This is a genomic window from Streptomyces sp. NPDC098101, assembly GCF_044760185.1.
Classification (GTDB): Bacteria; Actinomycetota; Actinomycetes; order Streptomycetales; family Streptomycetaceae; genus Streptomyces.
This window is the reverse complement of the sequence record NZ_JBIWAS010000003.1, coordinates 1,094,965-1,116,321: the sequence shown is the minus strand read 5'-3', so window position 1 is coordinate 1,116,321 and position 21,357 is coordinate 1,094,965. Positions and strand designations below refer to the sequence as shown.

Genomic DNA, 21,357 nt, shown 5'->3' with positions numbered 1-21,357 from the left:
CCCTCTTGCCTCCATGCCTCCGCTTTCGAGCGCGGACCGGCACGCGACGTGAGTCCCCCCATTCCAGCCGCGCGCCCCGACGGGCGTCAAGGGCGCCTTCCGGTCGGCGGCAGCAGCGGTTTCCCCTCCACCGGGGAGGACAGCACGATCGAGGTGGTGGTCCGGCCGAGCGTCGAGGTCTGCTCCAGGACGTCTTCGAGGTGGACGGTGTCGGTGACGGCGACCTTGAGGATCCAGCAGTCCTCGCCCACCACGTGGTGGACCTCCAGGACCTCGGGGCGGGCGGTCAGTTCGAGGGTGCGGGGGTGCTTGAGGGTGTAGCCGCCGTGCGGATTGACCCGGATGAAGGCCTGGAGGCCGTAGCCGAGGCGGGCCGGGGAGACCCGGGCCCCGTAGCCGGTGACCGCGCCGCTCGCCTCCAGGCGGCGGACCCGTTCGGTGACGGCCGCCGGGCTGAGCCGGACGCGGCGGCCGAGTTCGCTCAGCTTGATCCGGCCGTCGGTCTGGAGCAGGTCCAGGATCTGCCGGTCGACCGGATCGAAAGCCGCGTGAGGGGCCGCCGGGGTTTCGTCGGCGATTCCTCTCGAACGCCGTGGTTCCTTCGGCGCGAGGGCCGGAACGCCCATGTCTCCCCCTTCAGACGGCGGACGCCGACCGTAACACTTGTCCCCGGAGAAAAGGGAGTGGGAATTCATGGACGTTCTGGTCATCGGCGGGAGCCGCTATTTCGGCAAGCGGGTCATCGCGCTCCTGCGGGAATCCGGGCATCGCGTCACCGTGCTCAACCGGGGTTCCTCCGGAGTTCCGGACGGAACGGGGCACCTCGTGGCCGACCGCGACGACGAGGCCGCTCTGGAATCCGTGCTCGCGGGCCGCTCCTTCGACGTCGTCCTCGACCAGGTCTGCTACACCCCGCGCCAGGCGGAGATCGCCCGGCGGGTCTTCACGAGGCGCGTCCGGCGCTACGTGATGACGTCGACGGTGGAGGTGTACGGGGACGAGGACTCGGCCGAGCCGGTCCCGGAGAGCGCCCTCGACCTGGCGTCGGTCGCCGTCGACACCGGCGCGCCCTGGGACGACCCGGAGTTCCGCGACGCGCACTACGGGGAGGGCAAGCGGCAGGCCGAGGCGGTGTTCGCGGCGGGGGCGCCGTTCGCGTGGGCCTCGGTGCGGGTGGCGCACGTCCTCGGCGGCGGCGACGACTTCACCGGCCGGCTCGACCACTACGTGCGGCGCGTCCGGGACGGCGAGCCGATCGCGGTGCCGGCGGTGAACCGCCCGGCGACCTACGTGTACGTGGAGGAGATCGCCGCGTTCCTCGCCTGGGCGGTGGAGGCGGACTTCACCGGGCCGGTGAACGCGCATTCCCACGGCCCGCTGCGCACGGCCGACCTCTGCGCGGAGATCGAGCGGCAGGTGGGCGGCCGGACGGTGTTCCGGGAGGTGGAGGCCGGGGAGGTCTCGCCGTTCTCCTTCGCCCGCTCCTACGGAATGGACAACACGCGGGCCACGGAGCTGGGTTACTCCTTCTCGCACTCCTCGGAGTGGCTCGCGCGGGCCGTCTCCGACGCGGTCGGGGCGGCGCGGTGACGCGCTTCCGGACGCTGGGGAACGTACGGGTCGGGGCCGTCGGCCTCGGCACGATGCCGCTCTCCATCGAGGGGCGGCCCGACGGGGCGCGGGCCGTGGCCACGGTGCACGCGGCCCTGGACGCGGGCGTGACCCTGCTCGACACCGCCGACTCCTACCACCCGCCCGGCGGCGAGCCCGGCGAGGGCGAACTGCTCGTGGCCCGGGCCCTGGCCTCGTACGGGGGCCGTACGGACGGGGTGCTCGTGGCGACGAAGGGCGGGCGGGGGCGGACGGCCGGCGGCGGCTGGACCGTGGACGGGCGGCCCGGGCACCTGCGGCGGGCGGCGGAGGCCTCGGCCCGGCGGCTCGGGGGCGACGCGATCGGCCTGTACCAGCTGCACAAGCCGGACCCGGCCGTCCCGTACGCCGAATCGCTCGGCGCGGTGCGGGAGTTGCTGGACGCGGGCACGGTCCGGCTCGCCGGGGTGTCGAACGTGGACACCGGGCAGATCCTGCTGGCCCGGGAGGTCCTGGGCGACCGGCTGGTCTCCGTGCAGAACCGGTACTCGCCCGCCGTCCGGGACGGGGAGGCGGAGCTGCGGCTCTGCGCGGAGCTCGGTCTCGCCTTCCTGCCGTGGAGCCCGCTGGGCGGGATCTCGCGCAGCTCCCTGGACGGGGCGTCCGCCCTGGCGGAGGACCCGGAGTTCGGGGCGTTCCACCGGGTGGCGCGGGCGCGCGGGGTCGGCCCGCAGCGGGTGGCGCTCGCCTGGCTGCTGTCGCTCTCGGAGACCGTCCTGCCGATCCCGGGGGCGAGCCGTCCGGAGACGGCCCGGGACTCGGCGGCCGCGGCCGGGCTCGTCCTGACGGAGGAGGAGCTGGCGGAGCTGGCGGCGGTACGGGGGTGAACGGGAAGTCCCCGGTCGCGCGTGGCGGCCGGGGACTTCCCGTGTCCGGGGCCCGGATCCGGCTCAAGGCCCGGGACCCGGAGGTTCTTCGCGGGAGCGGGGAGAGGACGGAGGCCGGTCAGACCGTCGCGGGGGTCTTCTCGCCCTCCCCGTCCGCCCGCTGGTCCGGGACCGGGGTCGGGGCGTGGTCGTCGACGAGGGTCTGCTCGTCGAAGGGGACGCGGCCGGCGAGGACCTCGGTCACCCGCGCCTTGTCGATCTCCTTGGTCCAGGTGCCGACGAGGACGGTGGCGACGGCGTTGCCCGCGAAGTTGGTGAGGGCGCGCGCCTCGCTCATGAAGCGGTCGATGCCGACGATCAGGCCCACCCCGTCGACCAGTTCGGGCCGGTGCGACTGGAGGCCGCCCGCCAGGGTGGCGAGGCCCGCGCCGGTGACGCCCGCCGCCCCCTTCGACGCGATGATCATGAAGACGAGGAGGGAGACCTGCTCGCCGAGCGACAGCGGGTCGCCCATCGCCTCGGCGACGAAGAGCGAGGCCATCGTGAGGTAGATCGCGGTGCCGTCGAGGTTGAAGGAGTAGCCGGTCGGCACGGTGATGCCGACGACCGGCTTGGAGACGCCCAGGTGCTCCATCTTCGCGATGAGGCGCGGCAGCGCCGACTCGGAGGAGGAGGTGGAGAGGATCAGCAGGAACTCGCGGCCCAGGTACTTCAGGAGGGTCCAGATGTTGATCCCGGCGACCAGGCGCAGGAGCGCGCCGAGCACGACGAAGACGAAGAGTCCGCAGGTCAGGTAGAAGCCGATCATGATGACGGCGAGGGACTTCAGCGCGTCCACGCCGGTCGCGCCGACGACGGCCGCGATCGCGCCGAACGCGCCGACCGGGGCCGCCCACATGATCATGGCGAGGATGCGGAAGACGAGCCGCTGGATGTGCCCGATCCCGCGCAGGACCGGCTCCCCGGCCGCGCCCATCGCCTGGAGCGCGAAGCCCGCCAGGAGGGCGACCAGGAGGGTCTGGAGGACCTCGCCCTCGGTGAAGGCGGAGACGAGGGTGGTGGGGATGATCCCGAGGAGGAAGTCCGGCGTGGACTCGCTCGCGCCCTCCGCCTGCTTGGCTCCGGCCTCGGCCAGCTCCTTGGTGAGGTGCAGTCCGGAGCCGGGCTCCAGGAGGTTGCCGACGAGCAGGCCGATCGCGAGCGCCACGGTCGACATGAGCAGGAAGTAGCCGAGGGCGAGGCCGCCGACGGCCCCGACCTTCGCGGCCTTCCGCACCGAGCCGACGCCGAGCACGATCGTGCAGAAGATGATCGGGGAGATCATCATCTTGATCAGGTTGACGAAGCCGGTGCCGAGCGGCTTCAGCTCGACGGCGAAGCCCGGCGCCAGGAAGCCGACCGCGATGCCGAGCAGTACGGCGCCGATGACGGCCAGGTACAGATAGTGGGTACGGTCCCGGCGTGCGGCCACGGCGGTCCTCCTCGTGCTGGTGGGTGTCCTCCGGGCGTCCGCGTCCCGGTGGACCTCCGCGACTATCCACCAGCCTGTGACCCGGGTCACGGTTGCGTACGTTTCGTTCACGGCCGAAACGACGGGGGCGCGGAACCGGGCGGGGCCGGGACGCCGCCGCGCGGCCCCGGACGTGCACACTTACCCGCATGTGCCTCCGCCTCCCCCGCCCCCGCAGCCTGGCCGGCCAGCTCTTCGCGATGCAGGTCGTGCTCGTGGCCGTCGTCGTGGCGGGGTGCGCGGTCTTCGCGTACCTCACGGACCGGGAGCAGGCCGAGGAGACCGCGCGGCGCCAGTCCACGGCCACCGCCGCGGCCGTCGCCGACTCCCCGTCCGTGGCCGCGGCTGTCCGCTCGGCCGATCCGTCGGCGGCGCTCCAGCCGTACGCGGAGGCGCTGCGGCGCCACGCGGACGTCGCCTTCGTGGTGATCATGGCGCCGGACGGCACCCGCTGGACGCATCCGGAGCCGGACCAGATCGGCCGCACGTACCTCGGCCACATCGAGGAGGCGCGGCGGGGGCAGGTCCACTCCGAGACCCACCTGGGGGTCCTCGGCCCCTCCGTGCGGACGATCGCGCCCGTCTTCGACGCCGACGGGCGGGTCGTCGCGCTGGTCAGCGCGGGCATCACGATCGAGCGGATCAGCGCGCAGGTGCGGGAGCAGGTGACCGCCCTGCTCGGCATGGCGGGCGCGGCGCTCGCGCTCGGCGGGGCGGGGACGTACGTGGTGAACGCGCGGCTGCGCCGCCACACCCACGGCATGAACGCCGCCGAGCTGAGCCGGATGCACGACTACCACGAGGCCGCGCTGCACGCCGTGCGGGAGGGGCTCGTGATGCTCGACGGGCGGCGGCGGATCGCCCTGATCAACGACGGGGCGCGGGAGCTGCTCGGCCTGGACGAGGGGGTCGTGGGGCGTCCGGCGGCGGACCTCGGGCTGCCCGCGCCGCTGACCGGCGCGCTGCTGTCCTCGGAGCCGCGCGTGGACGAGACGCACCTGACGGACGACCGGGTCCTCGTCGTGAACACCCGCCCGGTGGTGGGCGGGGAGCGGCGCGGGACCGTCGTGACGCTGCGGGACCGCACGGAGCTCCAGGCCCTGTCGGGCGAGCTGGACTCCGAGCGGGGCTTCACGGAGGCGCTGCGCTCCCAGGCGCACGAGGCGGCGAACCGGCTGCACACGGTCGTCTCGCTCATCGAGCTGGGCCGGGTGGCGGAGGCGGTGGAGTTCGCGACGGCGGAACTGGAGCTGGCCCAGGCGCTCACCGACCGGGTCGTGGACGCGGTCGGCGAACCCGTCCTCGCGGCGCTGCTGCTCGGCAAGGCGGCGCAGGCCAACGAGCGGGGCGTGGAGCTGGTCCTCGGCGAGGACAGCCGCATCGACGACGGCCGGGTGCCGGAGGCGCTGCCCGCGCGGGACCTGGTGACGATCCTCGGCAACCTGATCGACAACGCCGTGGAGGCGGCGGGCGGGACCCCGCACGCGCGCGTGACGGTCACGGTCGCGGCCCGCGCGGGGGACGGCGAGCTGCTGATCCGGGTCTCGGACAGCGGCCCCGGCGTCCGCCCGGCCGACCGGGACGCGGTCCTCGGCCGCGGCTGGTCCACCCGGGGCCCGGGCCGCGGCCTCGGCCTGGCTCTGGTCCGCCAGGCGGTCTCCCGCGCCTCGGGCACGCTGACCCTCGCGGACGGGGCGGAGGGCGGGGCGGAATTCACGGTACGGCTGCCGTTGCGACGGGGAGCGGGGGCGGTACGGGGGGAGGCGGCGGTACGGGAGGAGATGGCGGTGCGGGGAGACGGGGCGGCACCGGAGGCCGTGGCAGTGCGGGAGGCCGTGCCGGTGCCGGTGCCGGTGCCTCGGAGAGCCGGGGGGCCGCCCCGCAGGGGCGATGCCGCCGGAGCGGAGGGCAGCCCCGGAGCGGGGGGCGCCTCTGACGCGAGGGACGTCTCCGGTGCGGGCGGCGTCTCCGGCGGGGACGGCGTTTCCGGCGGGGACGGCGTTTCCGGCGCGGACGGCACCCCCAGTGCACAGGGCGTCTCCGGCGCGGGTGGCGTCTCCGGCGCGGGCGGCACCCCCGGTGCACAGGGCGTCTCCCGTGCAAGCGGCACCCCCGGCGCGCAGAGCGTCTCCGGCGCGGACGGCGCCCCCGGCGCGCAGGGCGTCTCCGGCGCGGGCGGCACCCCCGGTGCACAGGGCGTCTCCCGTGCAAGCGGCACCCCCGGCGCACAGGGCACCCCCGACGCGAAGCGCGTCTCCGGTGCGAGCGGCGCCCCCGATACGAAAGGCGCCCCCGGCGCGGAGGTGGCCCCGTGAGTGCCGTTCCTCTTCGGGTGCTGGTCGTCGAGGACGACCCCGTGGCCGCCGACGCGCACGCGCTCTACGCCGGGCGCGTCGAGGGCTTCGTCGTCGTGGGGGTCGCGCACTCGCGGGCCGCCGCCGTGCGGGTGCTCGACCGGACGCCGGTCGATCTGATCCTGCTCGACCTGTACCTGCCGGACGGCCACGGCCTCCAGCTCCTGCGGGCGCTGCGCGCCGCCGGGCACACCGCCGACGTCATCGCGGTGACCTCCGCCCGGGACCTGGCGGTCGTGCGGGAGGGCGTCTCCCTCGGGGTCGTCCAGTACGTGCTCAAGCCCTTCGCCTTCGCGACCCTCAGGGACCGGCTCGTGCGGTACGCCGAGTTCCGGGCGGCCGCCGGGGAGGCCTCCGGGCAGGACGAGGTGGACCGGGCGCTCGCCGCCCTGCGGGCCCCGCACCCCGCCGCGCTCCCCAAGGGCCTGAGCGCCCCGACCCTGGAGGCCGTCACCCGTACCCTCCGGGCCGCCCCGGAGGGGCTCACCGCCGCCGAGGCGGGGGCGGCCGTCGGGATCTCCCGGATCACCGCGCGCCGCTACCTGGAACACCTCGTGACCGAGGGCCGGGCCGTACGGGCGCCCCAGTACGGGCAGATCGGACGACCCGAGCTCCAGTACCGCTGGCTGGACGGCCCCGTACGGAGCCACTGAACGGGCGGAACGCCGTTACCGGGCGGTTCCCACGTTCCTACGAACCTCGCGCCTTGGGCGAACGCACCGTATCCAGCCGTCACCCTCCGCACCTACGGTGTCCGCGTGCACCCTCCTTCCCCACCCTTCGACGCCCCGGCCGCGCGCCGCCTGCGGGAAGGGCTCGGCATGGCCCACGACCACGTCGCCTACGGCCTGCGGGCGCAGTACGGCGTCCTCGCCACCCCCGAGACCGTCCTCGCCTGGGAGCGCGGCCGGGCGGTCCCCACCGAGCAGGAGCTCACCGCCCTCGCGGGCGTCCTGTGGTGCTCCCCCGCCGAGCTGATCGCCACCGCCTCCACCCTGCGCGAGCACCGGGTGGCGCGCGGGATCGCCCCCGAGGAGCTGGCGCGCCGGGTGGGGGTCACGGCCCGGGAGTACCGGCGGATGGAGGAGGAGGGGCGCTGGCGCGGCACCGAACGCCAGACGGCCGCCCTCGCGGAGGCCCTCGGCCTCGGCCCGCGCGCCCTGATCACCGCGACCGGCGGCGACGAGCGCCTCGCCGAGCTGCTGCGCGACGCGGCCACCACCCGCTGGCAGGCGTACGTGAAGCCGGTGGCGCGGACGGTGCCGCTGCCCCGGCGGACCGTGGAGGCCGCGCTCCAGCGGCTGCACGCGGACTACCACGCCCGGATGGCGGCGACCAGCAGCTGGGGCGCGTCGGGGGGCTCCGGCGACGCGGGGCGCGCGTATCTGGACGACGTCATCGGCCACTTCTGGACGTACACCGGCACGTGACCCCGGGCCGTACGCCGAAGTCCCTGACCGGCACCGTAGATTGACGCCGTAGATTGGCTCCGTGAGACGACACATACCTTTCGAGCGACTCCACAACTTCCGTGACCTGGGCGGCTGTCGGACCTCCGGCGGCGGAACCGTGCGGTGGGAGACCCTCTACCGCTCCGACTCCCTCGGCAAGCTCGCGGACGCCGGCCCCGCCGACCTGGAACGCTTCCGGGAGCTGGGCGTGACCACGGTGATCGACCTGCGCTACCCGTGGGAGATCGCGGCCAAGGGCCGCCTGCCGGAGACCGACGGCGTCGCCTGGCACAACCTCTCCGTCGAGCACCGCCCCTACGACCAGGCGGAGATCGACCCCGCCCTCGACCCGTGGCGGTACCTCGCCGACCGGTTCGCCGAGGTCGCCGAGGACGGGGCCGTGGAACTCCGTACGGCCCTGGAGGTCATCGCCGCCGCCGACGGGCCGCTCGTCTTCCACTGCGCCTCGGGGAAGGACCGTACGGGACTGCTCGCGGCGGTGCTCCTCGCGCTCCTGGAGGTCCCCGACGAGGAGATCCTCGCGGACTTCGCCCTCACCGAGCTGGCCACGGAACGCCTGGTCGCCGACTGGCACGCGTCCCACCCGGGCCGCGAACTCCGCTGGCCGGGCTACGGCCGCGCGCCCGCCGAGATCATCCGCCTGTTCCTCGCGGACCTGCGGACGCGGTACGGATCGGTGGAGGCGTACGCCACCGGCCACGTCGGTCTGGACCCGGCCGTGGTGACGGCCCTGAGGACCCGTCTGGTGGAGCCGCCGGCCGCCGTCTAGTCCCGGCGGTCGAAGTCGAAGAGCTGGCCCTCGGCGTCCGGTGCGCAGGGGGCCAGGGCGAGGCGGGACCAGGCGGCGGCGCGGTCGCCGACGACGGTGACGCAGCCGCCGGGGGGCGCGGAGCCGGCCGGGACGATCCGGTACCCCCTGACGGGGGTACCGTACGGCTCCAGGGAGAACTCCTCGACCCGGGTGGGGTCGCCGCACTCGGAGTCCTCGTACGGCACGCCGGGCACCCGCCCGCCGGAGGGCACGCCCGAGCAGCCGGCGCCGTAGTCGGGGTGGTCGGAGGCGATCCGCCACCGGCCGCCGCCCGCCTCCGCGAGCGCGTACAGCGGGACGCCCGCGGCGGCGCACGGCGCCTGGTAGATCTGGCCGGTCCGGGTGCCGCGCCGCTCGCCGAGGCAGAGGTCGGTGCCGACCACCCGGATGCGGACGTCGCCGGCGGCGGGCGCGGTGGGGGTGCGGGGCGGATGTCCGGTGTGCCCGTCCCGCAGGAAGGCGACGACGCTGACCCCGGCGAACACCAGGGCGGCGACCGCGACCGCCGGGACGAGGAGGCGGCGTATTCGGAACCGGCTCCCGGCGCCGGGGGCCGGGGGCTCGCCGGCGGGGGCACCGGGCCAGACGGGCGGGGCGCCGGGGGCGGCCTCGGGGGCGGGCGGTTCCTCGGGTCCGTGCGGTCCCCCGGGGGCGGGCGGCTCCTTGGGGGCGGGCGGCTTCTCGCGCGCCGGGCCGGTCTCCTCCGGGGCCGGGGCAGGGGCCAGGGCCTCCGGGGGCGTCCCCTCCGGGTCCGGGGCCGAGAGGTCCGGGTCCCGGGCCGGAAGATCCGGGTCCTCCGCCCCGTACCCCCGGCGCTCCGTGAGTTCCCTCCGGGCCGTCCGCCAGCGTTCCAGCCCGGCCGGGCCCGTGCCGCACGCGCGGACGAAGGCCGTCAGGAGTTCCTCGCGGGGCAGGGTCGTGCGGGACAGCATGTTCGCCACGGTGGAGCGGGGCAGGACGTCCCCGCGCGCCTCCGCCCGTGCCGAGAGCTCGCGGTACGTCAGGCCGGACCAGTCCTTGAGCGCCTGGAGGCGCGCGAGGAACTCGGCGGGGCTCCGTACGCCCCTCGGGTCAGGGGCGTGCTCCCCCGGCGTCATCCTCGCCTCCCCCTTCTCCCGGACCGGCGGACAGGGCTGGGACATGTCCGGGACAGGCCCCAAGCCTTGTTGATCCCGGGCTCCGGCTCAAGAGTGGATTCCGGCATTTCCGGGGGGATGCCGGTGCGCGGAAACGGCCCCGACCGTCCACGGGGGGACGGTCGGGGCCGTGGAGGCCCGGAGGCTCAGAAGACCGACTCCGCCTCGCGCATCCGGTCCGCCGGGACCCTCTTGAGCTGGGTCACGGCCTCCGCGAGCGGCACCATCTCGATGTTCGTGCCGCGCAGCGCCGTCATCCGGCCGAAGTCGCCGCGGTGCGCCGCCTCCACCGCGTGCCAGCCGAAGCGGGTGGCGAGCACCCGGTCGTACGCGGTCGGGGTGCCGCCGCGCTGGACGTGGCCGAGGATGACCGGGCGGGCCTCCTTGCCGAGGCGCCGCTCCAGCTCGACGGCGAGCTGGGTGCCGATGCCCTGGAAGCGCTCGTGGCCGAACTGGTCGATCTCGCCCTTGGCGTACTCCATCGAGCCCTCGGCGGGGTGCGCGCCCTCGGCGACGCAGATGACGGCGAACTTCTTGCCGCGCGAGAAGCGTTCCTCGACCATCTTGACGAGGTCGTCGACCTCGAAGGGGCGCTCGGGGAGGCAGATGCCGTGCGCGCCGCCGGCCATGCCGGACTCCAGGGCGATCCAGCCGGCGTGGCGGCCCATCACCTCGACGACCATCACGCGCTGGTGGGACTCGGCGGTGGTCTTGAGCCGGTCCATGGCCTCGGTGGCGACGCCGACGGCGGTGTCGAAGCCGAAGGTGCGGTCCGTGGAGGAGATGTCGTTGTCGATGGTCTTCGGGACGCCGACGACGGGCATCCCCGCGTCGGAGAGCATCCGGGCGGCGGTCAGGGTGCCCTCGCCGCCGATCGGGATGAGGACGTCGATGCCGTACTGGTGGGCCAGGTCGGCGGCGGACTCGGCGGCCTCGCGCAGCCGGTTCCGCTCCAGGCGGGCCGAGCCGAGGATGGTGCCGCCGCGGGCCAGGATGCCGCTGACCGCGTTGAGGTCGAGGGGCCGGAAGTGGCCGTCGAGGAGGCCCTTGAAGCCGTCCTCGAAGCCGATGACCTCGTCTCCGTGGCCGGTCATCGCCCGGTGCACGACCGACCGGATCACTGCGTTCAGGCCGGGGCAGTCGCCGCCTGCGGTGAGAACTCCGATGCGCATCGTGCTGTGTCTCCTGCTCGGTCGCGGTCCGTGTGAGCCACGGCAATTCTCACACGGCGGGCCCGAGGGGCGCGCTCGTCGCCGTTCCGCGCGTCCCTGCCGGGGGCCCGTCGGCGGCCCCGCCGCGGCCCTCCCGGCGGCCCGACCGCCAGGTCTGCGGCAGGTCTCCGGCGGTCCTGCCGTGGTCTTTCCGGGGCCTTTCGGCCCGGGGTTCCGGGCCCTTCGTCCGGCGGGCGACCTAACCACCGCCGGGGGTATTGTCAAGGGGGTAATGCCGCCCTAACGGGGCTTTCCAAGCCCTTTTGATTGACGCACCCGGTCGCACACACGGGTGAGGACGTACGGGCCGGGAAGGCGGAGCTGGGGCACCGCCCGGGCCCTTCCGCAGGACTGGACAGGAGACCACGGCGTGACGCGCAGCGTGTACGTGACCGGGATCGACCGCGGTGACGGCCGCCAGGTCGTCGAGCTGGGAGTCATGGAGCTCCTCACCCGCCAGGTGGACCGGGTGGGGGTCTTCCGGCCGCTGGTGCACGACGGGCCGGACCGGCTCTTCGACCTGCTGCGCGCCCGCTACCGGCTCTCGCAGGACGCGTCGACGGTCTACGGCATGGACTACCACGAGGCCTCCACCCTCCAGGCCGAGCGGGGCACCGACGAGCTGGTCTCCCGGCTGGTCGACCGCTTCCACGCCGTCGCCCGGGAGTACGAGGTCGTCCTCGTCCTCGGCACCGACTTCGCCGCCACCCAGCTCCCCGACGAGCTGGCGATCAACGCGCGGCTCGCCAACGAGTTCGGCGCCTCCGTCATCCCGGTGGTCGGCGGCAAGGGCCAGTCGGCGGAGTCCGTGCGGGCCGAGGCGCGCAACGCCTTCCGGGCGTACGACGGGCTCGGCTGCGACGTGCTCGCGATGGTGGTCAACCGGGTGGCGGCCGAGGACCGGGAGGCCATCGCGGAGCGGCTCGCGGCCCGGCTGCCGGTGCCCTGCTACGTCCTGCCGGACGAGCCGGCCCTCTCCGCGCCGACGGTCGCCCAGATCACCCACGCGCTCGGCGCCACCGTCGTCCTCGGGGACGACGCCGGGCTCGCCCGGGACGCCCTGGACTTCGTCTTCGGCGGCGCGATGCTGCCGAACTTCCTGCACGCCCTGACGCCCGGCTGTCTGGTCGTCACCCCCGGGGACCGGGCCGACCTGGTCGTCGGCGCGCTCGCCGCGCACTCGGCCGGCACCCCGCCGATCGCCGGGGTGGTGCTCACCCTGAACGAGCGGCCCAGCGAGGAGATCCTGACCCTGGCGGCCCGGCTCGCGCCCGGCACCCCGGTGGTCTCGGTCGCCGGGAACAGCTTCCCGACCGCCGCCGAACTCTTCGCCCTGGAGGGCAAGCTGAACGCGGCGACCCCGCGCAAGGCGGAGACCGCGCTCGGCCTGTTCGAGCGGCACGTGGACACCGCCGACCTGCTCAAGCGGATCTCGGTGGCCCGCAGCGGCCGGGTCACCCCGATGATGTTCGAGCACGAGCTGCTCGAACAGGCGCGGGCCGACCGGCGCCGGGTGGTGCTCCCGGAGGGCACCGAGGAGCGGGTGCTGCGCGCGGCCGACGTGCTGCTGCGCCGGGACGTGTGCGACCTGACGCTGCTCGGCGACGTGGAGACCATCCGCAAGAAGGCGGCCGACCTGAGCGTGGACCTGCGCGAGACGCAGCTGATCGACCCGCACACCTCGGAGCTGCGGGACGCGTTCGCGGAGAAGTACGCGGCGCTGCGCGCCCACAAGGGCGTCACCGTGGAGCTGGCGTACGACGTGGTGTCGGACGTGAACTACTTCGGCACCCTGATGGTCCAGGAGGGGCTGGCCGACGGGATGGTGTCCGGCTCGGTGCACTCCACGGCCGCGACGATCCGCCCGGCCTTCGAGATCATCAAGACGAAGCCGGACGCCTCGATCGTCTCCTCGGTCTTCTTCATGTGCCTGGCGGACAAGGTGCTCGTGTACGGCGACTGCGCGGTCAACCCGGACCCGAACGCCGAGCAGCTCGCGGACATCGCCGTCCAGTCGGCGGCCACCGCGGCCCGGTTCGGCGTGGAGCCGCGGATCGCGATGCTCTCGTACTCCACGGGCACCTCGGGCTCCGGCGCCGACGTCGACAAGGTGCGGGAGGCGACCAAGCTCGTCCGGGAGGCGCACCCGGAGCTGCGGATCGAGGGGCCCATCCAGTACGACGCGGCCGTGGAGCCCTCGGTGGCGGCGACGAAGCTGCCGGGTTCGGAGGTGGCGGGGCAGGCGTCGGTGCTGATCTTCCCCGATCTGAACACCGGCAACAACACGTACAAGGCCGTGCAGCGTTCGGCCGGCGCCGTGGCCGTCGGCCCGGTCCTGCAGGGCCTGCGCAAGCCCGTGAACGACCTCTCGCGCGGCGCGCTCGTCAGCGACATCGTCAACACGGTCGCCATCACGGCGATCCAGTCCCAGGGTCAGGAGCTCCCCGCATGACCGCGCCCACCGGCACCCCCACCCGCGTCCTCGTCCTCAACTCCGGTTCGTCGTCGCTGAAGTACCAGCTGCTCGACATGCGCGACGGCAGCCGTCTGGCGCAGGGGCTGGTGGAGCGGATCGGCGAGGAGACCTCGCGGCTCGCGCACACCCCGCTCCAGGAGGGGGACGGCGGGAGGCGCGAGCGGAACGGGCCGATCTCCGACCACTCGGCCGCCCTGAAGGCGGTCGCCGAGGAGCTGGCGGCGGACGGCCTGGGCCTGGACTCCCCCGAACTGGCGGCGATCGGGCACCGGGTGGTGCACGGCGGGCTGCGGTTCACCGAGCCGACCGTCATCGACGGCGAGGTGCTCGCGGAGATCGAGCGGCTCGTCCCGGTGGCGCCGCTGCACAATCCGGCGAACCTCGTGGGCATCCGTACGGCGATGGCGCTGCGGCCCGACCTGCCGCAGGTGGCGGTCTTCGACACCGCCTTCCACACCACGATGCCGGAGTCGGCGGCGCGGTACGCGATCGACGTGGAGACCGCCGACGCGCACCGGATCCGGCGGTACGGCTTCCACGGCACCTCGCACGCGTACGTCTCGCGGGAGACGGCGCGGCTGCTCGGCAAGGAGCCGGAGGAGGTGAACGTGATCGTGCTGCACCTGGGGAACGGGGCGTCCGCCTCGGCGGTGCGGGGCGGCCGGTGCGTGGACACCTCGATGGGCCTGACGCCGCTGGAGGGCCTGGTCATGGGGACCCGCTCGGGGGACATCGACCCGGCGGTCACCTTCCACCTCCGGCGGGTGGCGGGGATGTCGGCGGACGAGATCGACGTCCTGCTGAACAAGCGGTCCGGTCTGGTGGGGCTCTGCGGCGACAACGACATGCGGGAGATCCGCCGCCGGGTCGACGAGGGCGACGAGCGGGCGGCGCTCGCCTTCGACGTCTACGTCCACCGGCTGAAGAAGTACATCGGCGCGTACTACGCGGTGCTCGGCAGGGTGGACGCGGTGGCGTTCACGGCGGGGGTCGGGGAGAACGCGGCGCCGGTGCGGCAGGCGGCGATCGCGGGCCTGGAGGAGCTGGGGCTCGCGGTGGACGCGGAGCTGAACGCGGTGCGTTCGGACGAGGCGCGGTTCATCTCGCCGGAGTACGCGCGGGTGGCGGTCGCCGTGGTGCCGACGGACGAGGAGCTGGAGATCGCGCGCCAGAGCTACGCGCTCGTACGGGGTGCGCGCGGGGAGGACGCGCCGGCGGGGGACGCGCTCGTACGGGGTGCGGAGGGCTCGAACGAGTGATCGCTTGAGCGGCCGCCCGCCCATTTGTACTTTCCGCCAGTCGGAATATTCCGCAGTGAAACAAACCGATAGGATCCGCCTCATGCGCCGTTCCAAAATCGTCTGCACGCTGGGCCCCGCCGTCGACTCGTATGAGCAGCTGAAGGCTCTCATCGAGGCCGGCATGAACGTGGCCCGATTCAACTTCAGCCACGGCTCCCAGGCAGAACACCAGGAGCGGTACGACCGCGTCCGGCAGGTCGCCGCGGACACCGGGCGGGCCGTCGGCGTCCTCGCCGACCTCCAGGGCCCCAAGATCCGTCTGGAGACCTTCGCCGAGGGACCGGTCGAGCTGGTGCGCGGTGACGAGTTCACCATCACCACCGAGGACGTCCCGGGCGACAAGTCGATCTGCGGCACCACCTACAAGGGTCTGCCGGGCGACGTCTCCAAGGGCGACCAGGTCCTCATCAACGACGGCAACGTCGAGCTGCGGGTGGTCGAGGTCGAGGGCCCCCGGGTCAGGACCATCGTCATCGAGGGCGGTGTCGTCTCGGACCACAAGGGCATCAACCTGCCCGGCGCGGCCGTGAACGTCCCGGCCCTGTCCGAGAAGGACGTCGACGACCTGCGCTTCGCCCTGCGGATGGGCTGCGACATGGTCGCCCTGTCGTTCGTCCGGGACGCCGACGACGTCAAGGACGTCCACAAGGTGATGGACGAGGAGGGCCGCCGGGTCCCCGTCATCGCCAAGGTGGAGAAGCCGCAGGCCGTGGAGAACATGGAGGCCGTCGTCGCGGCCTTCGACGCGGTCATGGTGGCCCGCGGCGACCTCGCCGTGGAGTACCCGCTGGAGAAGGTCCCGATGGTGCAGAAGCGCCTGGTGGAGCTCTGTCGCCGGAACGCCAAGCCGGTCATCGTCGCCACCCAGATGATGGAGTCGATGATCACCAACTCGCGTCCGACCCGCGCCGAGGCGAGCGACGTCGCCAACGCGATCCTGGACGGCGCCGACGCGGTCATGCTGTCGGCCGAGTCCTCGGTCGGCGCGTACCCGATCGAGACCGTCAAGACGATGTCGAAGATCGTCACGGCGGCCGAGGAGGAGCTGCTCTCCAAGGGCCTCCAGCCCCTGGTCCCGGGCAAGAAGCCGCGCACCCAGGGCGGTTCGGTCGCCCGCGCGGCCTGCGAGATCGCGGACTTCCTGGGCGGCAAGGCGCTGGTCGCCTTCACCCAGTCCGGCGACACGGCCCGCCGCCTCTCGCGCTACCGGACCCAGCAGCCGATCCTCGCCTTCACCACGGACGAGAACACCCGCAACCAGCTCACCCTGAGCTGGGGCGTCGAGTCCTTCGTCGTCCCGCACGTGGACAACACCGACGCGATGGTCGACCTCGTGGACGCCGAGCTGCTCAAGCTCCAGCGCTACAACGAGGGCGACACCATGGTCATCACGGCCGGCTCGCCCCCCGGCGTCCCCGGCACCACGAACATGGTCCGGGTGCACCACCTGGGCGGCGGCGAGCGCGACTGACGCGCCTGCGTCGGACCGCACGTGACGGTGGGCCGCACCCCTGGAAAGGGGTGCGGCCCACCGCGCGTTGAGGTCAGTCGTCGTCCTCGTCGTCGAGGACCGACGGCTCCAGCATGGTCAGCAGGAACCGCAGGTCGTCACGTTCGTGGGCCATTTCCAGGACGCGCATCATGGCGGGCACCCCGGCGTCCCGGGTGATCACCAGATCGGGGCACTGGAACTGAATGCGCTCGTACTCCTCGCGCTCCCCCTCCATCCATCGCCGGATCGCCCCGAGCGTGAGGAAGGTGGCGCTGTACCGCGTCCCGTCCTGGAGCGTGACGATCACGTCGACGTTGTCCACGGTGGCCTCGTCGTCCTCGGCGCCCAGGATGAAGACCGCGTCGAAGTGCGGCGTCCTCACCAGATGCAGCGGATCACCCATGAAGCTCCTCCCGTAGCTCGATGACCTCGAACCCCTCCCGCTCGTCCGGCTCGGTCGCGATCGACCGGCCGCGCGCCGGGAAGCGCCTTCCGGCGACCGCGGGTCGTACCCCCTCGGAGGGAGTACGACCCGCGGGTCCTTCGGAACCGACGGCTAGGACGGACGGGTGGCCTCGGAGACCGCCTTCGTCAGGCCCAGCGCGAAGGCGTCCATGTGTTCCCGGAGATAGCCCACCTCGATCTGGAACGGCTCCTGAGCGAAGTAGGCGGAGTTGACCAGGTAGAGGGTGGCGACGGCGGTGAGGGCCGTGTGGATCGCGTGCAGTTCCCCCTCGCTCAGCTCCAGCCCTTCGGCACCGGGATCACCCGGGTCCGTCGGCATCCGGCCGGCCAGCTCTCGCAGCTCCTTCTTCTCCAGGCCCGTCTGGACCCTCGTCGCGGCGTCCGTGAAGGGGCCCCGGGCGAGAGCGCTGAGGGCCGCGTGGGCCGCCAGCCCCTGATCGGGAGTGAACACCGCGCGGTATCCACCGGCCGGCAGGGCGACGAGGTCGACGATCCTCCTCATCAGTTGTCCGGCAGCGGGAGGTAGAGCTTCTCGTTCATGAATTCCGCCTCGGGAAGGTGGTAGGCGTGGATGCGGTGCGGCTCGATGATGATGACGACACCCTTGGACTTGCCGTAGGCAACCTTGGTGTTCACGCCGTGCCGCTTGTCGTAATGGGTGCCCCGGCCGCGCCAGCTGTCCAGGTACTTGCCGAGCTTGTCGATGTCCCGGCCGATACCGATGATCGAGTGGTTGGCGGCATGGGCGGTCCCATCGTGCCTGCGCACCCAGTTGTAGTCGACGCCGGTGGCCACGTCCTGACGGTACTGGTATTTGAGGTAGTCCAGGTACTCCTTCTTCAGACCGCTCGCGTTACCGAAGTTGCAGTGGTTCGGGGTGCTGTTGGCGGACGAGGAGAAGGCGACAAAGCTCGCGACCTTGGGCGCCGGCACGCGCGGAGGGAGGTTCGGGGAACAACGTCCACAGGCAGGCCTCTACATCGCCCTTGGTGAAGCACGCCTTCAAGTCGGGCCAACCGCCGCCCATATCCACCAAAGGCTTGAAGCCCGCAGTGGTCCCCTTGGGTTCGTAGTCGTAGAGCCGGCCGGACTTGCGGCCGAAGAGAGGGAACATGACGGGTCCGGGAGCGGCCTGGACCTGCTGGGCCGCAGCCGCGTCCGTACGGTCACTTTACGGGAGTGATGGTCTCGTGACGGTGAACAAGGCGGCCAGTGCGGCGCTCAGGGCGATCGCGCAGATCACCGCTCTCCGGAACAGGTGAGCGGTCTTACGAGACATAAGCGTGGTTGGTCCTCACAGGTTCTACCTGCGCGGGACGCGCGGAGGAGCACTGCACGACGGCCGCCCCCGACGCCCGCACGCCGAGGTGGTCGACCTCAGTGACATTGAAAATAGAACACCAATTTGATTAAGTAAAGATCTTTTCAAGCCTGGCAAGAGCTACGGGCCGCATCCCACGAAGTGAGTGCGGCCCGTGGCGTGGTGCGGCTCCCGGGGTGTTACGGGGGTCAGTTCGGCTCGATCGTGTTGCGCAGGCCCGGGACCCTGAGGGTGCCGCCGAACTGGCCGGCCTGCTTGAGCTCCACGTCGCTGAACCAGACGTACGGGATGTCCACCGGGGGCGGGGACTCCGGGCTGAAGGTGATCCGGACGAAGGGGAGGCTGAAGATGTTGCCCTTCAGCTCCTCCGTGTACATCGTGACCGTGCCGTCGGTGATGGTGGAGTCCTTGCCCCTGGCCGAACGGACGTGGGCCGTGCGCCCTTCGGAGTGGTCCGTCATCTGGTGCAGGTCCTTGATGGTCACATCGGTCGCGGTGAACTTCAGGACCTTCTTGACCTTGCCGCCGTAGGTCTTCACCTCGACGATGCCGTGGTACTTCAGACCGCTCAGCGTGAGCTTCGTGCTCTCCAGGCGCCACGGCTCGTCCGGGAGCAGCGGGACGCCGGGCTCCAGCTCGGCCGCCGCGAGCGCCTTGTCGTCGCGCTCGGGGCACGGGAAGCGGGGCTTGGCGCCCTCGGGTATGTCCTCGTCCTTCTTGGCGTCGAGGCCCTTCGCGCTCTCCGGCAGTTCCTCGGTCTTGGCACCGGCCTTCTCGGCGGCCTCGCGGATCACGGCCTTCTTCTTCTCCGCGTCCGGGTCGACGGCCGGCTTCGGGGCCGTGGTGGCCTTCGGGTCGGCGGTCGGCTTCGGCGCGGCGGCCGTGGCGGTCGGGGCCGGGGTCGTCGGCGCCGCCGTCGCGGTGGGCGTGGCCGTCGCGGTGGGCGTGGGGGTCGCCTTCTTCGGGGCGAGGCCGTCGAAGACGTCCTTCAGCGCGTCGCCCAGACCCAGCGGGTCCAGCGGGTTCTTCGACTTCGTCGGCGTGGGTGTGGCCGTCGGGGTCGGGGTGGCGGCGGGCTTCGGGGCCGTGGTGGTGGTCAGCTTCCGCTGCGTGGTCGTCTGTCCGGTCGCGGTCGGCGTCGGCGTCGCGGTGGCGGACGGGGTCCCGGAGGGAGTGGCCGAGGGCGTGGCGGTCGCCGAGGGGGTGGCCGTCGGCTTCGGCGTCTCCTTCTGCGTCTCCGTGGCCTCCGGCGTCGGCTCGTCCGAGCGCGTCACGCAGGGGCCGGGCGCGAAGGGGACGTCCTTGTCGTCGGCGAGGGCGATCTTGGGCGTGAGGCCCATCCCCACGAACACCGCGGTCGGCATGGCGGCCAGCGCCATCGCCTTGCCCGCGGGGCCCTGGATCCTGTTCAGCAGCGTCTTGCGTGGGGCCGCGTGGCGCGGTCCGCCCTTCGCGAGCGCCGGCTGGGTCTCGTCACCCCGCACTGTTCCTCCCGCCGTTGGCATCGAACGTCTTGTCGGTCGCGTAGTGCTCCGGTCCGCGCTGCTCCGGGAGTCCGGCCGTCAGTACGGCCCCGGCCTCCGCGGGGGCCTCCTGCCCGGCTTCGCCCTCCGTGTCCACGGCCTCCTCGACCGGGGGCGCGGGCGCCCAGGCGATGGACATGCCGCCTCCGATGAGGGAGAGCAGGAATCCGACGCCGAGACCGCCGAAGTTCGACACGGGGATGGAGACCAGTCCGAGGACGATCGTCGCGACGCCCGCGAAGACCCGTACGGCGGGCTGGAACCACATCATCAGGCCGAGCGTGATGAGCAGGGTGCCGATGATCAGCGCGCTGGATCCGGCGGTCGTCTTCATCGCGAGGGTGATGTTGCCGAGCCGCATGTCCCCGTAGGGGAGGTAGGCGATCGGCACGCCACCGAGGAGGGTGAACAGTCCCGCCCAGAAGGGCCGGGTCTGCCGCCAGACCTTGAACCGGTTCTCCTTGGGGACTTCGCGGGAGGCAGGGGTCTCGGCGCTCATGGAAAACAGCTCCCTGGAAGCGGTGTTGCTGAGAAGTGGAGATGAGAAGAGAGGGGCCCGGCGGCGGGACCGCGCACGGCGGTCCCGCCGCTTCGGGGCGGATCGGTCCGGGGACCGGTCAGCCCTTGAAGCACTCCTTCTCCGTGCCCCGGTGCAGGGACAGGTTCAGGTCGGGAAGCCTGAAGGTGGCGGCCGTGGTGGCCCACGCCTTCTGCTTGACGTTGCTCAGGGTGGCGTCCTTGGCGCGCTGGCCGAAGCCGAACTTGTTGGCCTCGGTGTTGGGCTGGATGCCCTGCCGGTCCGTCGGCTTGCCGTCGGGGCCCGCGTTGAGCGAGCCGGCCGCGATGCCGATGTCGATCTGCTTGAACTCGGCGTCGGCCTCCAGGTAGGAGACGTCGAGGTACAGGTCCTTCGCGTAGACCTGCTCGTCCGTGTCACCCTTCTTGGCGGCGGCGCTGTTGCCGGCCTCCAGGCGGAGGGTGATGTCGCCGAGACCCGGAACCGGCGTCACGACCGACTGGCACATGTTGGTGATGTGGGCCGTGTCGAAGCCGGAGACCGCGACCGGGGCGCCGAACGGCGTGCCGTCCAGCTTGTTGCCCTTGGCGACACTGCCGTACTGGACGAACTCGGTGCCCACCAGCTTGTCGGTGGAGACCTTGAACTCCTGGCCGGAGATCGCGAACGACGCGGCGAGCGCGCCCTGCGCCAGGCCGACGCCGATCGCTGCCGTCGCGGCCACGCTGGGCACCATGACGACGGCGAAACGCTTCCATCTGGTCCCGCCACGAACCTGGGACTTCATGAGAATCCTCCTTCTCGGACGTACATCTCCAGAAGGGGCGTGGGCCCGTTCTGCGATGGGAGAAGAGCTACGTCCTCGGGAAGGAGAGCGCCGAGGCGACGAGCGGCGCAGTACGCCTCCGCATCACCGGCGATCACCCCCGAGCGACAACCATGGGCCACGCGGTGCGCGTGACCTGATCGGACAGGCCCCGTTCGGTGAGAGCGGGAACCCCCCTGTCCACGACCGGTGCCGGGGCACCGGTCCGCCCGGTGGGGACCCTCTCCGTGATCCCGGTTGGTTGCCGGGGTCGTGCGGTTCGGACCGAGCGTGGCCGATCGTGGTCCATTCCGGGCGCCCGCACAAGGGGGTTCGTTACTGGCTAGTAACGGGTGGATAACCGCGACATGGCGGGACGGGACCGAACGGGCACACAGGGTGCCTTCAAGGGGAGGGGAATATCGGCAGATCGCCAGACGAATCCGGACAGAGCGCCGGGTTCGATTTACTGCAAGTAACAGCGGC

The 21,357-nt window shown here is 72.7% G+C and carries 18 protein-coding genes and 1 pseudogene; 9 read left to right on the top strand and 10 right to left on the bottom strand.

What is annotated here, in order from left to right:
• Nucleotides 1-86 precede the first annotated feature (86 nt).
• Complete coding sequence (locus ACIQVI_RS18155) at nt 87-626, bottom strand: Lrp/AsnC family transcriptional regulator (RefSeq protein WP_403596589.1); 540 nt, start codon at nt 624-626, stop codon at nt 87-89.
• A 67-nt stretch (nt 627-693) separates the two neighbouring features.
• On the opposite strand from ACIQVI_RS18155, the gene ACIQVI_RS18150 reads away from it, so the two are divergent.
• Both ACIQVI_RS18150 and ACIQVI_RS18145 read left to right on the top strand, forming a co-directional pair.
• Complete coding sequence (locus ACIQVI_RS18150; protein WP_403596586.1) at nt 694-1,590, top strand: NAD-dependent epimerase/dehydratase family protein; 897 nt, start codon at nt 694-696, stop codon at nt 1,588-1,590.
• Nucleotides 1,587-2,477 carry an aldo/keto reductase gene (locus tag ACIQVI_RS18145; RefSeq protein ID WP_403596583.1) on the top strand — a complete coding sequence of 297 codons (891 nt, stop codon included), beginning with the start codon at nt 1,587-1,589 and terminating at the stop codon, nt 2,475-2,477. Before ACIQVI_RS18150 ends, ACIQVI_RS18145 begins: the two co-directional genes overlap by 4 nt.
• 118 nt (nt 2,478-2,595) lie before the next feature.
• Here ACIQVI_RS18145 and ACIQVI_RS18140 read toward each other — a convergent pair whose 3' ends face one another.
• Entirely contained in the window at nt 2,596-3,948 is a 1,353-nt protein-coding gene (locus tag ACIQVI_RS18140) for a cation:dicarboxylate symporter family transporter (RefSeq protein ID WP_403596580.1), read from the bottom strand.
• Nucleotides 3,949-4,136: 188 nt separating this feature from the next.
• On the opposite strand from ACIQVI_RS18140, the pseudogene ACIQVI_RS18135 reads away from it, so the two are divergent.
• From ACIQVI_RS18135 to ACIQVI_RS18120, 4 genes and pseudogenes are all read left to right on the top strand, one after another.
• Nucleotides 4,137-5,738 (top strand): annotated as a pseudogene (locus ACIQVI_RS18135) (ATP-binding protein); the annotation flags it as partial.
• A 560-nt stretch (nt 5,739-6,298) separates the two neighbouring features.
• On the top strand, nt 6,299-6,994 hold the full coding sequence (locus ACIQVI_RS18130) for a response regulator (protein WP_351970730.1): 696 nt from the start codon (nt 6,299-6,301) through the stop codon (nt 6,992-6,994).
• A 168-nt stretch (nt 6,995-7,162) separates the two neighbouring features.
• A complete protein-coding gene (locus ACIQVI_RS18125) occupies nt 7,163-7,771 on the top strand; it encodes a helix-turn-helix domain-containing protein (protein WP_403596913.1) in 609 nt (202 codons plus the stop codon).
• Between the two features lie 61 nt (nt 7,772-7,832).
• Nucleotides 7,833-8,582, top strand: coding sequence for a tyrosine-protein phosphatase (locus tag ACIQVI_RS18120; RefSeq protein ID WP_351970728.1), 750 nt, complete (start codon nt 7,833-7,835; stop codon nt 8,580-8,582).
• Here the strand turns inward: ACIQVI_RS18120 and ACIQVI_RS18115 are convergent.
• Both ACIQVI_RS18115 and ACIQVI_RS18110 read right to left on the bottom strand, forming a co-directional pair.
• Nucleotides 8,579-9,721 (bottom strand): helix-turn-helix domain-containing protein, encoded by a 1,143-nt coding sequence (locus ACIQVI_RS18115; RefSeq protein ID WP_403596575.1) that lies wholly within the window; start codon nt 9,719-9,721, stop codon nt 8,579-8,581. The two genes, ACIQVI_RS18120 and ACIQVI_RS18115, sit on opposite strands and share 4 nt — an antisense overlap.
• Nucleotides 9,722-9,906: 185 nt before the next feature.
• Nucleotides 9,907-10,932: an ATP-dependent 6-phosphofructokinase gene (locus tag ACIQVI_RS18110; RefSeq protein ID WP_351970726.1), complete on the bottom strand. Its 1,026-nt coding sequence runs from the start codon at nt 10,930-10,932 to the stop codon at nt 9,907-9,909.
• A 409-nt stretch (nt 10,933-11,341) separates the two neighbouring features.
• Between ACIQVI_RS18110 and pta the strand changes: the two genes are divergently transcribed.
• From pta to pyk, 3 genes are all read left to right on the top strand, one after another.
• Complete coding sequence (gene pta, locus ACIQVI_RS18105; protein WP_351970725.1) at nt 11,342-13,423, top strand: phosphate acetyltransferase; 2,082 nt, start codon at nt 11,342-11,344, stop codon at nt 13,421-13,423.
• A complete protein-coding gene (locus ACIQVI_RS18100) occupies nt 13,420-14,706 on the top strand; it encodes an acetate kinase (RefSeq protein ID WP_403596572.1) in 1,287 nt (428 codons plus the stop codon). Before pta ends, ACIQVI_RS18100 begins: the two co-directional genes overlap by 4 nt.
• 82 nt (nt 14,707-14,788) lie before the next feature.
• Nucleotides 14,789-16,219 (top strand): pyruvate kinase, encoded by a 1,431-nt coding sequence (gene pyk / locus ACIQVI_RS18095; protein ID WP_351970723.1) that lies wholly within the window; start codon nt 14,789-14,791, stop codon nt 16,217-16,219.
• Nucleotides 16,220-16,292: 73 nt separating this feature from the next.
• Here pyk and ACIQVI_RS18090 read toward each other — a convergent pair whose 3' ends face one another.
• The 6 genes from ACIQVI_RS18090 to ACIQVI_RS18065 all read right to left on the bottom strand — a co-directional run bounded on the left by ACIQVI_RS18090 (nt 16,293) and on the right by ACIQVI_RS18065 (nt 20,853).
• On the bottom strand, nt 16,293-16,643 hold the full coding sequence (locus ACIQVI_RS18090; protein WP_403596569.1) for a hypothetical protein: 351 nt from the start codon (nt 16,641-16,643) through the stop codon (nt 16,293-16,295).
• A 153-nt stretch (nt 16,644-16,796) separates the two neighbouring features.
• Nucleotides 16,797-17,207, bottom strand: coding sequence for a hypothetical protein (locus ACIQVI_RS18085; RefSeq protein ID WP_381733059.1), 411 nt, complete (start codon nt 17,205-17,207; stop codon nt 16,797-16,799).
• Complete coding sequence (locus ACIQVI_RS18080) at nt 17,207-17,638, bottom strand: hypothetical protein (protein WP_403596565.1); 432 nt, start codon at nt 17,636-17,638, stop codon at nt 17,207-17,209. The genes ACIQVI_RS18085 and ACIQVI_RS18080 overlap by 1 nt, the downstream gene beginning before the upstream one ends.
• A 576-nt stretch (nt 17,639-18,214) precedes the next feature.
• Entirely contained in the window at nt 18,215-19,510 is a 1,296-nt protein-coding gene (locus ACIQVI_RS18075; RefSeq protein ID WP_403596562.1) for a hypothetical protein, read from the bottom strand.
• Complete coding sequence (locus ACIQVI_RS18070) at nt 19,500-20,048, bottom strand: DUF6114 domain-containing protein (RefSeq protein ID WP_403596559.1); 549 nt, start codon at nt 20,046-20,048, stop codon at nt 19,500-19,502. The genes ACIQVI_RS18075 and ACIQVI_RS18070 overlap by 11 nt, the downstream gene beginning before the upstream one ends.
• Before the next feature lie 118 nt (nt 20,049-20,166).
• Nucleotides 20,167-20,853 (bottom strand): DUF6230 family protein, encoded by a 687-nt coding sequence (locus ACIQVI_RS18065; RefSeq protein ID WP_403596556.1) that lies wholly within the window; start codon nt 20,851-20,853, stop codon nt 20,167-20,169.
• Nucleotides 20,854-21,357: the final 504 nt, after the last annotated feature.

Bases quoted from the DNA above. Each gene is read 5' to 3' on its own strand.
- ACIQVI_RS18090 (WP_403596569.1), bottom strand. From the start codon at position 16,643: ATGGGTGATCCGCTGCATCTGGTGAGGACGCCGCACTTCGACGCGGTC.
- ACIQVI_RS18150 (WP_403596586.1), top strand. From the start codon at position 694: ATGGACGTTCTGGTCATCGGCGGGAGCCGCTATTTCGGCAAGCGGGTC.
- ACIQVI_RS18070 (WP_403596559.1), bottom strand. From the start codon at position 20,048: ATGAGCGCCGAGACCCCTGCCTCCCGCGAAGTCCCCAAGGAGAACCGG.
- ACIQVI_RS18115 (WP_403596575.1), bottom strand. From the start codon at position 9,721: ATGACGCCGGGGGAGCACGCCCCTGACCCGAGGGGCGTACGGAGCCCC.
- pyk (WP_351970723.1), top strand. From the start codon at position 14,789: ATGCGCCGTTCCAAAATCGTCTGCACGCTGGGCCCCGCCGTCGACTCG.
- ACIQVI_RS18085 (WP_381733059.1), bottom strand. From the start codon at position 17,207: ATGAGGAGGATCGTCGACCTCGTCGCCCTGCCGGCCGGTGGATACCGC.
- ACIQVI_RS18065 (WP_403596556.1), bottom strand. From the start codon at position 20,853: ATGAAGTCCCAGGTTCGTGGCGGGACCAGATGGAAGCGTTTCGCCGTC.
- ACIQVI_RS18125 (WP_403596913.1), top strand. From the start codon at position 7,163: ATGGCCCACGACCACGTCGCCTACGGCCTGCGGGCGCAGTACGGCGTC.
- ACIQVI_RS18155 (WP_403596589.1), bottom strand. From the start codon at position 626: ATGGGCGTTCCGGCCCTCGCGCCGAAGGAACCACGGCGTTCGAGAGGA.
- ACIQVI_RS18110 (WP_351970726.1), bottom strand. From the start codon at position 10,932: ATGCGCATCGGAGTTCTCACCGCAGGCGGCGACTGCCCCGGCCTGAAC.
- ACIQVI_RS18100 (WP_403596572.1), top strand. From the start codon at position 13,420: ATGACCGCGCCCACCGGCACCCCCACCCGCGTCCTCGTCCTCAACTCC.